Source organism: Nocardioides sp. YIM 152588, assembly GCF_040191335.1.
Lineage (GTDB): Bacteria > Actinomycetota > Actinomycetes > Propionibacteriales > Nocardioidaceae > Nocardioides.
In genome coordinates, this window is sequence record NZ_JBEGDJ010000033.1 from 16508 (window position 1) to 29770 (window position 13263).

At 71.0% G+C, this 13263-nt stretch carries 6 protein-coding genes; 5 read left to right on the top strand and 1 reads right to left on the bottom strand.

The features are described from left to right. The first annotated feature begins 6 nt into the window (after window positions 1-6). The 3 genes from ABLM29_RS15210 to ABLM29_RS15220 are packed head-to-tail and all read left to right on the top strand — an operon-like array spanning window position 7 to window position 2802. Window positions 7-840 carry a sugar phosphate nucleotidyltransferase gene (locus ABLM29_RS15210; RefSeq protein WP_349714984.1) on the top strand — a complete coding sequence of 278 codons (834 nt, stop codon included), beginning with the start codon at window positions 7-9 and terminating at the stop codon, window positions 838-840. A gap of 28 nt (window positions 841-868) precedes the next feature. Continuing rightward, a complete protein-coding gene (locus tag ABLM29_RS15215) occupies window positions 869-1516 on the top strand; it encodes a PIG-L deacetylase family protein (RefSeq protein WP_349714985.1) in 648 nt (215 codons plus the stop codon). Continuing rightward, complete coding sequence (locus ABLM29_RS15220; protein ID WP_349714987.1) at window positions 1513-2802, top strand: DUF4910 domain-containing protein; 1290 nt, start codon at window positions 1513-1515, stop codon at window positions 2800-2802. The genes ABLM29_RS15215 and ABLM29_RS15220 overlap by 4 nt, the downstream gene beginning before the upstream one ends. Before the next feature lie 46 nt (window positions 2803-2848). On the opposite strand, the gene ABLM29_RS15225 is transcribed toward ABLM29_RS15220, so the two are convergent. Then, window positions 2849-3568: a LamG-like jellyroll fold domain-containing protein gene (locus ABLM29_RS15225; protein ID WP_349714988.1), complete on the bottom strand. Its 720-nt coding sequence runs from the start codon at window positions 3566-3568 to the stop codon at window positions 2849-2851. 363 nt (window positions 3569-3931) lie between these two features. Here ABLM29_RS15225 and ABLM29_RS15230 point away from each other — a divergent pair, with 363 nt between their 5' ends. Both ABLM29_RS15230 and ABLM29_RS15235 read left to right on the top strand, forming a co-directional pair. Continuing rightward, a complete protein-coding gene (locus tag ABLM29_RS15230) occupies window positions 3932-8338 on the top strand; it encodes a PKD domain-containing protein (RefSeq protein ID WP_349714989.1) in 4407 nt (1468 codons plus the stop codon). Window positions 8339-8597: 259 nt separating this feature from the next. Continuing rightward, window positions 8598-13001, top strand: a complete 4404-nt coding sequence (locus ABLM29_RS15235) for a PKD domain-containing protein (RefSeq protein ID WP_349714990.1) — start codon at window positions 8598-8600, stop codon at window positions 12999-13001. Window positions 13002-13263 lie beyond the last annotated feature (262 nt).

Sequence of the window (13263 nt, forward strand, 5' to 3'; positions counted from 1 at the left end):
GACGAGATGAAGGTGGTTCTGTTCTGCGGCGGCCTCGGCATGCGGATGCGTGCCGACAACCAGTCGTTGCCCAAGCCGATGATGCCGATCGGCAGTCGGCCCGTGCTCTGGCACGTGATGCGCTACTACGCGCACTTCGGCCACACCGAGTTCATCCTGTGCCTCGGCTACGGCGCGCAGGCGGTGAAGGACTACTTCCTCAACTACAAGGAGACGGAGTCGAACGACTTCGTGCTCACCAAGGGTGGCGATCACGTCGAGCTGCTCGATACCGACATCAGCAACTGGACGATCAGCTTCATCGACACCGGGATGGACACCGCGATCGGCGAGCGCCTCCGCCGGGTCCGTCCCTACCTGGAGGACGACGAGATCTTCCTGGCCAACTACGGCGACGTTCTCACCGATGCGCCGATGAACGACCTGATCGACGAGTTCGCCGACTCGGGGTGTGTCGCGCAGTTCCTCGCGGTGAAGCCGCAGGACTCGTTCCACGTGGTCGACCTCGACGACGCCGGGATGGTCTCAGGGCTCACCCCGGTCGCCGACATGTCGATGCACATCAACGGTGGTTTCTTCGCGCTGCGGCAGGGCATCTTCGACTACCTCGAGGAGGGCGACGACCTGGTGATGAACGGATGCGTCCGCGCCGCTCAGGAGGGCAAGCTTCGCGCCGTGCGCTATCCCGGGTTCTGGGCACCGATGGACACGCTGAAGGAGCGGACCGCGCTGGAGGCGATGTACAAGACGGGCAACAGTCCGTGGGCCGTGTGGCGTCGTGCATCGAACGGAACGCGACCGATCTTCCCGGTCGCCGAGGCGCGCCCGGCGTGCGGCTGAGGGCGATGGTTCGAGGGCGGCGGAGCCGGTGAAGGGGCTCGTTCTTCCGGCCGGCGCACACCACGTGCTCTGCCTGGGGGCGCATCCGGACGACATCGAGATCGGCTGCGGTGCCACGCTGCTCACGCTGGCCGGGCGTCCCGACACGCGTTTCACCGCGATGGTGCTCACGGGTGACGGCGAGCGTCAGCAGGAGTCGACCCAAGCGCTGCAGCAGTTCGCTCCGGGGACCGAGAGCCACTTCGCAGGCTTGCGCGACGGTCGTCTCCCCGTGCTGTGGGAGGAGGTCAAGGACGCGCTCGAGGCCCTCGGGCGGGAGTGCAGGCCGGACCTCGTGCTGGCACCGCGCCCGGACGACGCACACCAGGATCACCGGCTCGTCGGTCAGTTGGCCAGCACGGTCTGGCGCGACGCCCCGATCCTGCACTACGAGATCCCGAAGTGGGACGGTGACCTCGGTTCGCCGCAGCAGTACGTACCGGTCTCGGAGGGCATCGCGCGACGCAAGGTCGAGCTGCTCAACAAGTACTTCCCCAGCCAGGCGGACCGAGACTGGTGGGACGACGAGATGTTCCTCGGGCTGATGCGGCTACGCGGTATGGAGTGCCGCAGCCGCTACGCCGAGGCCTACTACTGCAGCAAGATGGTTCTCCGGCTGGCGCAGGACCGCGGATGAGCGCTGCGGCGGCCAGCCCCGGCGGACGGATGCGCTCCTGGATGGCGGAGGCCTACCCGATCTGCCGCAGCATCACCGGCGACGGTGTGCGCCGGACGCTGGACATGATCGAGGCGGCGCTGCCGTCCGGGGTCTCGATGACGCGGACCGGCGTTCCCTCCGGAACGCAGGTCTTCGACTGGACCATCGGCGACGAGTGGAACGTTCGGGCGGCGTGGGTGGACGGGCCGGACGGACGCCGGGTCGTCGAACTCGCCGACCACACCCTCCACCTGGTCAGCTACAGCGCTCCCGTCAGGACCCGGCTCCCGCTCGAGGAGCTGCGCCCGCACCTGCACTCGATGCCGGACCGCCCGGACTGGATCCCGTACCGGACCAGCTACTACCACCGGAACTGGGGCTTCTGCCTGCCGCATCGCCAGCTGGAGTCCTTGGAGCCGGGCGTCTACGAGGTCCTGGTCGACTCCACCCTGGAACCCGGCGAACTGGTCTACGGCGAGGTGGTCCTGCCGGGCGCCGGAGCGGGGGAGGTGCTGGTCAGCTCGCACGTGTGCCACCCCTCGCTGGTCAACGACAACCTGACGGGGCTGGCGGTCGCCACCGAGCTGATCAGGCATCTCGCCGGCCTGGAGGATCGCGAGCTCACCTATCGGTTCCTCTTCGCGCCTGGCACGATCGGCTCGCTGGCGTGGCTCAGCCGGAGCGCGCACGTGATCCCGCAGATCCGCCACGGGGTGGTGCTCACCGGTCTCGGAGGTGGCGGGCCGCTGGTGTACAAGCAGACCCGGCGCGGCGACGCGTACGTCGACCGGGCGGCGGAGCACGTCGTCGGACGTCGCGGGGGCGAGGTGCGCGGATACTCGCCGTACGGGTACGACGAGCGCCAGTTCAACGCGGTCGGGTTCGACCTTCCGGTCGGCCGGCTGACCCGCACCCCCCACGGCGAGTATCCCGAGTACCACACCTCGGCCGACGACCTGGCCTTCGTGGCGGACGACGAGCTGGAGGAGTCTTTGACCGCGCTGGTCGAGATCGTCGAGGTTCTGGAGGGCGATCGGGTGCTGACGAACCTGAGTCCCTACGGCGAGCCCCAGCTGGGGAAGCGGGGCCTCTACCCGACGATGGGTGGCAAGTCGGCCTCGGACGTGGTGATGGCGATGCTGTGGACGCTCGCCTACACCGACGGGAAGGCCAGCCTGCTGGAGATCGCGGACCGGGCGGACCTGCCGTTCGCCGCCATCCGGGCGGCCGCGGACGACCTCCTCGACGCCGGCCTGCTCGGCTGATCGGCGCCGCCCCGCGGGTCACCCGACGGCGCGGACGGTCTCAGTCTCAGCCGCGGTAGATCCGCAGGTAGTCGATGTCGCCCGAGAAGTAGTCGCAGGTCACCTTGATCTGGTCGCACTTGGTCTTCCCACCGATGGAGAGTGGGAAGCTGTTGTCGATTGTCCCTGCCCAGCCGTTCTTCCGGTTGACCCGGACGCCGTCGACCCAGATCTCGACGCGGCTGGTGGTGCGCACGCAGCGCAGCACGTGCCACTCGTCATCGCTGAGCACGATCGGGGAACGCGTGGCGGTGCGACCGTTGGAGCCCTTGAAGAGGCAGGACGGTCGGCCGTTCGGGTTCTGGATCTTCCATTGGCCGCCGGGGGTCCGGGACTGGCCCTTCTGCGTGATGTTGCCGAAGTTGGCGTGGGTGCGGAACCGGAGCTCGACGGTGAACACGTCGGCGCCGGGGTCCAGATGCGGGTCGTCGGCGACCTGGATCACCCGTTCGGGGCTCGCGGGCGCGGCCGTCGGGTTGCGCCACGGCCAGCGGTAGAAGGTGGTGGCACCGTCCGTCCTGCCGGTGCGTACGCCGCTGGGATCGACGGTGGCGTCGATGCCGAACGGTCCGGAGTCGGTCATCGTGGTGGCGCCCGAGGACTCGTTCATCTCCCAGCTGACCTCGGTCTCGGGAGCCGCGGAGGCGGGACTCGCCGGGGCGGCCAGCGTGACGCCGATGAGGATGAGGGCGCCGGCGAGGGTACCGACGAGAGGGGGTCGCTTCATGGTGGGTCCTCAGGTCTGCGGCTCCAGCACTGCGCTCCCGCGACCGACCTCCGAGTCGGCCGGTTTCCCGTCGCAAGGCCCGAGCCCCGTTGATTGCCTACCAGTGCAGCACCGGTGAACCGCAGGCGCTAGGTGTCGACGGCCCGGACCTGCCAGGAGGGGACCGATTCCCCGATGTTGGGTACGGCCCGGCCCGGTCCGCGCCGCCGTTCCCCGATATCGGGGAACCCGGGACGCGCCGTCAGCGGCGTTCCTCCCACCCGCCTTAGGTTGCGGCGCGAATGAGGGCCCGGTTGACGGGCGACGCAGAGCGAGTGCCGCGCAGCGAGCCGGCCGAGGGAGCAAGCGATGGCGGCTATGGACATGCCCAAGGCTGGAAGCGGACTCAAGGGGCGCAGGGCTCGGACCGTCGCCGCACTGTCAGGAGCAGCCGCCGTCGTCGCGGCGGCGCTTGCCGTCGTCGGAGCGACGGCCTCGCCCGCGCGCGCGGTCGACCTGATCTCGTTCCGCGCCGCGGCCGAGGCGGCGGCCAACCGCCCCTTCGCCGAGGTGACGATCCCGGCCGAGGTGCAGGACGCCGACGGGATGCTGCTCTTCGTCTCGACCAACAAGAGCGGCCTCAACTCGTCGGCGCCGACCGGCTGGACCCTCGAGGGCACCGAGGTCGACGGCAAGCTCGAGACCGCGCTCTACAGCAAGGTTGCGACCGCGGGCGACGCCGGCACCGACGTGCGCGTGACCTTCCCGGTTCGCACCAAGTCGACGATCCAGCTCCTGGCCTACGACGGGACGGCGGACGACCCTGTCGCGACCGTCGCGTCCACGACCGAGACCACCCGTCGTGCCGCCCACACCACACCGGGTGCGTCGGTGGCGACCGACGGTTCGATGGTGGTGTCGTACTGGGCCGACCGCGCCGGCGGCGGCACCGGCTGGACCCTCCCGGCCAGCCAGACGCAGCGCAGCATCGCGTTGGGCTCCGGCTCGGGCCGGACCAGCTCGGTCGCCTCCGACGACGGCGCCCCGGTCGCCGCCGGAGGGACCCCCTCGCGCACGGCGACCAGCGCGGCCTCGACGCGCCGAGCGACCATGTGGACCGTCGTCCTCGAGCCGGGCGACAGCACCGCGACGCCGCCCCCGACCGGCGAGGCCGTGCCGGGTCACACCCGCCTGGTCCCCGACCGGCCGCGGACCGACACCCCGCGGATCGAGGACGGCGAGATCGTCGACATCGAGGTCGTCCCGTCGCTGAACCGGGTGTTCATCGCCGGCACGTTCAGCGGCGCGCAGAACACCACCGGCGCCAACCAGGGCTTCGTGAGCCAGCCCGGGCTGCTCAGCTACAACTACGAGACCGGCCTGATCGACACGAGCTTCCGGCCGTCGTTCAACGGCGGCGTCGCGGCGGTCGAGGCCAGCCCGGACGGCACCAAGCTCTTCGTCGGCGGCTCGTTCAACACGGTCAACGGCACCGCCGCGCAGAAGGTGGCCAGCCTGGACCTGACCACCGGCGCGCCGCTGGGCTCCTTCGTGGTCGACCGCAGCACCAACAACCAGGTGCAGTCGCTGGCCACCACCGACGACACCCTGTACGTCGGCGGGCGGTTCAGCCGGATAAACGGGGTCCTGCGTACCGGCGTGGCGGCCATGGACACCGACACCGGTGCCGTGATCGAGTCCTTCGACAACTCGCTGTCCGGCGGCATCGGGGTCAACGGCGCCCTGGGCGTGCCGCAGCTGAAGCTGACCCACGACGCCACGAAGCTGATCGTGATCCACACGGCCCGCAAGATCGACGGCCAGGACCGGCTCGGCATGGGCATCATCGACACCGCCACCGAGGAGCTGCTGCCCTGGCGCAGCACGCTGTGGGACGAGAACCTCGCGCGGGTCGGCGGCGTCACCCGGATCTGCTGCGGCGACGTGGCGCCGGACGACTCCTACTTCGTGGTCACCAGCGGCTCGGGCGGCGACCGCCCGCCGATCAGCGACACGGTCGTCGCCTACCCGCTGGACGACGCCTCGCTCGAGGACAGCGACGTGCAGCCGCTGTGGATCTCGCGCCACTTCGACTCCATCTACTCGGTGGCGATCACCGAGGTCGCCATCTACGTCGGCGGCCACTTCGGCTGGGCCGAGTCGCCCACGTCGGAGGACCCGTGGCCGGGCCTGGACAACGTCGGCTACGGCACCGGCCAGGGGCTGTCGGGCTACGGCCTGGGCGACCAGGTGGTCCGCCGCGACCACATCGCCGCGCTGAACCCGGTCGACGGCAAGGCCGTCGAGTGGAACCCGAACGGCGGCTCCAACTCCTTCGAGGGTGACAAGGCGATGGAGGCCACCCCGCGCGGCCTCTTCATCGGCGGCGACGGCCAGTTCAAGGGCGGCGTGCGCACCGGCCGGGTCGGCTTCTTCGACTTCGACACCGAGGTCTTCCCGCCGGCGCTGCCCGAGACCACGATCGAGACCCCGATCGAGGGCCGGGTGGTCGAGGCCGACACGGAGTTCACGGTGACCGGCACCGCCGAGGTGGCCACCGGCACCGTCGGCAACGTCCAGGTCCAGATCCGGGACCGGAACTCGGGCCAGTACCTGCAGGACGACGGCACCACCTTCGGCGGCTTCAACAACATGAACGCGACGCTCGACGGGGGCAGCGGCACGACCCGTGGCTGGTCGCTGCCGGCCACCGTCAGCGGCAACCGCGAGCTCCTGGTCCGCGCCCGCGCCGTCACCACCGGCGGGACCCGGGACAGCACCTGGGCGGACAAGAAGTTCGAGTCCTTCGGCCTCTCCGACCTGACGCCGGCGACCTCGATCAGCGAGCCGCGCGGCACCGTCGACACCCTGTCGTTCACCGTCTCGGGCACCGCGAGCGACGACTTCGGCGTCAGCGCGCTGACGTTCTGGTTCCGCGACGACCAGGGCCGCTACCTGCAGGACGACGGCACGGTCGACGACCTGTACAACACGTTCCGCGGCACCCCGGACGTGATCGGGGCGACCTCCGCGACCTGGTCCTACGACGTCACCCTGCCGCACGAGGGCGAGTGGCGCGGCAGCGCGACCGCGATCGACACGGCCGGGCAGGCCGACCTGCGCAGCGCCACGCGGGACTGGTTCGTCTCGACCAGCGCGGTGGCGCCGACGGTGACGATGACCGAGCCGGTCGCGGTGACGCCGCCGTTCACCGTGCCGACGCTCGTCGTCGAGCCCGGCAGCCCGATGACCTTCGCGGGCACCGCCACCGACGACGAGGGGCTCCACGATGTGGAGATCCGGCTGCGGAACCGCTCGACCGGGGAGAACCTGGGCTCGGACGGCAGCTGGGGCACCGACGTCTCCTACCGGTACTACCGCGTCTCGCCGGTCGACATCGCCGGGTTCACCTACAACTGGTCGTACACGACGCCGTTCGACCTGTCCCCGGGCACGTACGACTTCCAGGTGCGTGCGACGGATGACGACGGCCTGACCACGTCGAGCAGCAACCGGGCCCGACTGACGGTCAGCGCGGAGTTCGAGGGCGACGCCCCGCCGGACACGGGGATCGAGTTCGTCGCGCCGCTGGACGAGTCCCTGGACGTCGACCTGGCCGGCACCGCCACCGACGACTTCGGCGTGGAGAGCGTCCAGGTCTCGCTGCAGGACCGGGACACCGGTCGCTATCTGCAGGCCGACGGCAGCCTGGCCCTGGCCACGGCCTACCGCACCGCCACCCTCGACGTGCCGGGCGGCACCAGCGTGGCGTGGTCGCTGCCGACCATCACCCTGCCCACCGGCGGGAACTGGCGGTTCACGGCGCTCGCCTTCGACGCCCGCGGCCAGCAGGACCCGAGCGCGCCGACGGCCTCCTACGCGGCGTACCCGAACGACGACCCGCCGGCCCTCTCGGAGACCCTGGGCCAACCGCAGGACGGATCGGCGTTCGACCAGGGCCGGATCGTGGTCACCGGCCGGGCCGAGGACGCCCCCAACGGCGACGTCGGCATCGCCTCGGTGCAGATCGCGGTGCAGGACGCCGCGGGCCTCTTCATGGGCTCGACAGGCTCCTTCGGCACCTCCGAGTCCTGGCGCTCGGCGTTCCTGAACAGCCCGGGCAGCGCGGGGTCGAACTACTCCTACACGACGCCGGTCCTGCCGGAGGGCACCTACACCGTGCGGGTGCGCGGGGTCGACATCCACGGCCAGGTCGGCGAGGAGAGGGTCGCCACGGGCGTCACGGTCACCCTGCCGCCCAACGACCCGCCGGTGGCGACGTTCACCTACTCGTGCGACGAGAACGTCTGTACCTTCGACGGTCGCGGCTCGAGCGACGAGAACCCGACCGCCCTCACCTACCGGTGGGACTTCGGCGGCCAGGGCTCGGCCTCCGGCCCGCTGCCGACGAAGACGTTCACCTCGGCCGGCACCTTCGCGGTGACGCTCACCGTGACCGACGAGTGGAACGTGTCGACCACCAGCGATCCGCAGGACGTGACGATCACGGAGCCCGCGGGCAACGTGGCTCCGGAGGCGACCTTCCTCTACAGCTGCACCGACCTGACCTGTGCGGTCAGCAGCTCGGGGACGGCCGACCCGAACGCGGGCGACTCGATCAGCTACCTGTGGGACTGGGGCGACGGCGCCACCAGCACCAGCTCGTCGCCGTCGCACGCCTACCTGGCCCCGGGGACCTACGACATCACGTTCACGGTCACCGACGGCTGGGGCCTCGCGGACTCGGTGACCGAGTCGGTCACGGTCACCGAACCCGCGCCCGCGCCCTAGGACGGCACCGGACCGGGGCCGGCAGCGCGCTGCCGGCCCGGTTCCGTGGCAATAGCTCGATCGGTTCCGTGGCGATGGCTCGGTCGGGCCACGGATTCAGTGCTCCGACGGAGCCGGCTCATCGAATTCGATGATTCACGGGATATTGTCGCGGCCGCCACCGGGCGCACATCTACGTTCCGTCCGACGGTCTCGCGGCACTGGGTTGCACACCGTCTCAGGAGTGCGGATGTCCAGGTCCCGTGTAGCCCAGCGCCCGGTGCGCATCGTCCCCCTCGCGGCGCTGGTCGCCGCCCTCGCCGCGGCGGCCCTGGTGGCCGTCGGGCTCGCGGCACCGCCGGCCCTTGCGGCCGATCCGGTCGCCTTCCGCGCCGCCGCCGAGGCGGCGGCGAACAAGACCAGCGCGGTGGTGGCGATCCCCGCACCGGTGCAGGAGGGCGACGCCCTGCTGCTCTTCGTCTCGACCAACAAGAGCGCGATGAGCCCGTCCACCCCGGCGGGCTGGACCCGCGAGGGCGCGCGGGTCAACGACACGATCGAGACCACGCTCTACAGCAGGGTGGCGACCGTGGGGGATGCCGGCGCCACCGCCCGGGTCACCTTCGCGGCGCGGACGAAGTCGACGATCCAGTTGCTGGCCTACGACGGCACGGCGGCCGACCCGGTCGCGACCGTCGCGTCGGCGGCCGAGACGGTGAACCGCGCCGCCCACAGCACCCCCGGTGCCACGGTCGGGGCGGACGGCTCCCTCGTCGTCTCCTACTGGGCCGACCGGGGCGCCGCCACCACCGGCTGGACGCTGCCGGCGGGGCAGACACAGCGCGGTATCGCGGTGGGTTCCGGGTCGGGCCGGATCAGCTCCGTCGCCTCCGACGACGGCGCCCCCGTGGCCGCCGGGGCGAGCCCATCACGCACGGCGACCAGTGCGATCTCCAGCCGACGGGCGACCATGTGGACCGTCGTGCTCGTGCCCGGCGCCGACGAGCCGCCGACCGACCCTCCGGCCGAGCCCCCGACCCGGACCGGCGTGCCCGGCCACACCCGCCTGGTCCCCGACGCTCCGCGCACCAACACCCCGCGGATCAACGACGGCGAGATCGTCGACATCGAGGTCGTCCCGTCGCTGAACCGGGTCTTCATCGCCGGCACCTTCACCAGCATCCAGAACAACACCGGCGGCAACACGGCGGTGGTCAACCAGGCGCGGCTGGCCAGCTACAACTACCAGACCGGCCTGATCGACACGACGTTCCGGCCGACGTTCAACGGCGGCGTGGCCGCGGTCGAGGCCAGCCCGGACGGCACGAAGCTCTTCGTCGGCGGCTCGTTCAACACCGTCAACGGCACCGCCGCGCAGAAGGTGGCCAGCCTGAACCTGACCACGGGCGCCCCGCTCGCCGGATTCGGATTCACGCGGAGCACGAACAACCAGGTGCAGTCGCTGGCCGCCACCGACGACACCCTGTACGTGGGCGGCCGGTTCAGCCGGATCAACGGAGTCCTGCGCACCGGTGTGGCCGCCGTCAATGCCGCCTCGGGCGTGGTGGACGAGTCGTTCGACAACTCGCTGTCGGGCGGCATCGGGGTCAACGGCGCGCTGGGCGTGCCGCAGCTGAAGCTGACCCACGACGGCACCAAGCTGATCGTGATCCACACCGGCCGCAAGATCGACGGCCAGGACCGCCTCGGCATGGGCGTCATCGACACCGCCACGGAGGAGCTGCTGCCCTGGCGCAGCACGCTGTGGGACGAGAACCTGGGCCGGGTCGGCGGCGTCACCCGGATCTGCTGCGGCGACGTGGCGCCGGACGACTCCTACTTCGTGGTGACCAGCGGTTCCGGTGGCGACCGTCCGCCGATCAGCGACACCGCGATCGCCTATCCGCTCGACGAGGCGTCGTTGACCGACAGCGACGTGCAGCCGCTGTGGATCTCGCGCCACTTCGACAGTGTCTACTCGGTGGCGATCACCGAGGTCGCGGTCTACCTCGGTGGCCACTTCAGCTGGATCGAGTCACCGACGTCGGAGGACCCGTGGCCGGGCCTGGACAACGTGGGCTACGGCACCGGCCAGGGCCTCTCGGGCTACGGGCTGGGCGACCAGGTGGTGCGCCGTGACCACATCGCCGCGCTGAACCCGGTGGACGGCAAGGCCGTGGAGTGGAACCCCACCGGCGGCTCCAACTCGTTCGAGGGTGACAAGGCGATGGAGGCCACCCCGCGCGGCCTCTTCGTCGGCGGCGACGGCACGTGGAAGGGCGGCGTGCGCACCGGTCGCGTCGGCTTCTTCGACTTCGACTCCGAGGCGTTCCCGCCGGCCCTGCCGGAGACCATGATCGAGACCCCGATCGAGGGCCGGGTCGTGGAGTCGGGCACCGAGTTCCAGGTGACCGGGTCGGCCCAGGTCGCCACCGGGTCGGTGGGCCGGGTGCAGGTGCAGATCCGCGACCGGAACTCCGGCCAGTACCTGCAGGACGACGGCACCTCGTTCACCTCCTTCGGCGGCGGCGCGAACTGGCTCGACGCGACCCTGACGGGCTCCGGCACCACCCGCGGCTGGACCATCCCGGCGACGGTCACCGGCAACCGCGAGCTGCTGGTCCGGGCCCAGGCGTTCACCGCGGCCACCGGCGGCAGCGGGGACAGCACGCCCGCGGACAAGAAGTTCGAGAGCTTCGGCATCACCGACCAGACACCCGCGACGTCGATCAACGGCCCCAGCGGCATCCAGACCTCGACCTCGTTCACGATGACGGGCACGGCGACCGACGACAACGGCGTCACCGCGCTGACGTACTGGTTCCGCGACGAGCAGGGCCGCTACCTGCAGAACGACGGGACCGTCGACGACCTCTACAACTCGTTCCGGGGCACCCCGGACGTGATCGGGGCGACCTCGGCGACCTGGTCCTACGACGTGACACTGCCGCACGAGGGCACCTGGCGCGGCTCCGCGACCGCGATCGACACCGCCGGGCAGGCCGACCTGCGCAGCGCCACCCGCGACTGGCTGGTCTCCACCTCCGCCGTCGCGCCCTCGGTGACCATCAGCCAGCCGGTGGTCATGACGCCGCCGTTCTCCGTGCCCACCCTCGTCGTCGAGCCGGGCAGCCCGATGACGTTCTCCGGCACGGCGACCGACGACGAGGGCCTGCGCAACGTGGAGGTCTACCTGCGCAACACCTCCACCGGAGAGAACCTCGGCGCCGACGGGACGTGGGGGACCGGGATCTCGGCCGGCTACCACCGGATCTCGCCGGTCGACATCGCGGGCGCCAGCTACAACTGGACCTACACGACGCCGTTCAACCTGACGCCCGGCAGCTACACGTTCCGGGTGCAGGCCACCGACGACCGGGACCTCACGACGTCCAGCGCGAACCGCGGCACGTTCACGATCAGCGCCCAGTACGAGGGCGACGGCCCGCCGAACGCGACGATGGTGTTCACCCCGCCGCTCGACGAGTCGCTGGTCGTCGACCTGGCCGGCACCGCCACCGACGACCTCGGCGTGGAGAGCGTCCAGGTCTCGATCCAGAACCGCGACACCGGCCGCTACCTGCAGGCCAACGGCAGCATGGGCGTCGACGTCGCCTACCGCAGCGCCACGCTCGACGTCCCGGGCGGCACCAGCGTGGCCTGGTCGCTGCCGACGATCACCCTGCCCAGCGGGGGCGACTGGCGGTTCACCGCGCTCGCCTTCGACACCCGCGGCCAGCAGGACCCGAGCGCCGCGACGGCGAGCTACGCGGCGTACCCGAACGACGACCCGCCGTCGCTCTCGCCGACCCTCGGCCAGCCGCAGGACGGCTCGTCCTTCGACGACGGCCGGATCGTGGTCACCGGGCGGGCCGAGGACGCCCCGAACGGGGACGTCGGCATCGCCTCGGTCCAGATCGCGGTGGTGGACAGCCTCGGGCGCTTCATGAGCTCGACGGGCACCTTCACCAGCACCACCGCGAGCTACCGCTCGGCGTTCCTGAACAGCCCGGGCAGCGCGGGGTCGAACTACTCCTACACCACGCCGGTGCTCCCGGCCGGCACGTACAGCGTGCTGGTGCGCGCGGTCGACATCCACGGCCAGATCGGCGAGGAGCGGGTCGCCACCGGGGTCACGGTCACGCTGCCGCCCAACGACCCGCCGGTGGCCAGCTTCACCTACTCGTGCAACCAGAACGTCTGCACCTTCGACGGCCGTGGTTCCAGCGACGAGAACCCGACGGCGCTGACCTACTCCTGGAGCTACGGCGGGCCGGGGACGGGATCGACCTCCGGGCCGCTGCCGACCCGGACCTTCACCGCGGCGGGCACCTTCTCGGTGACGCTGACCGTGAGGGACGAGTGGAACGCGACGGCCACCAGCGAGGCGCAGCTGGTGACGATCACCGTGCCGCCCGGCAACCTGGCCCCGGTGCCCGCCTTCGTGTACAGCTGCACGGGCCTGACCTGCGCGGTCAACCGGTCGGGGACCTCGGACCCGAACACGGGCGACTCGATCAGCTACCTGTGGGAGTGGGGCGACGGCTCGACGAGCACCAGCTCCAGCTCCGCGCTCTCGCGCACGTACGCCGCGCCGGGCACCTACACGATCCGGCTGACGGCCACGGACGGCTGGGGCGCATCGGCGTCGACGACCCAGACGGTGACGGTCAGCGGGCCGTGAGCGGGGGCGCGCCGGTGTGCTCGGTCTGGACGCGGGCGCGTCGCGCCAACGGCGGGTGACCGGCGCGCAAATGCAGGCTGACCTGCACGGAGGCCGGATGGTCGGTCGATCCACCGCCCGCGCGCGCGATCGGCAGCCGATTTCCCGTCTTAGGAAATGAGACCGAGAACTCGTGAAAGGTGACGAATCACTCTTAGGGTGGGGCCCGGGTCGGTCACCCCATACGCACGGCGGAGCGTCACGGTCGCACCACGGACCGTGC

Bases quoted from the DNA above. Each gene is read 5' to 3' on its own strand.
- ABLM29_RS15210 (WP_349714984.1), top strand. From the start codon at position 7: ATGAAGGTGGTTCTGTTCTGCGGCGGCCTCGGCATGCGGATGCGTGCC.
- ABLM29_RS15220 (WP_349714987.1), top strand. From the start codon at position 1,513: ATGAGCGCTGCGGCGGCCAGCCCCGGCGGACGGATGCGCTCCTGGATG.
- ABLM29_RS15225 (WP_349714988.1), bottom strand. From the start codon at position 3,568: ATGAAGCGACCCCCTCTCGTCGGTACCCTCGCCGGCGCCCTCATCCTC.
- ABLM29_RS15230 (WP_349714989.1), top strand. From the start codon at position 3,932: ATGCCCAAGGCTGGAAGCGGACTCAAGGGGCGCAGGGCTCGGACCGTC.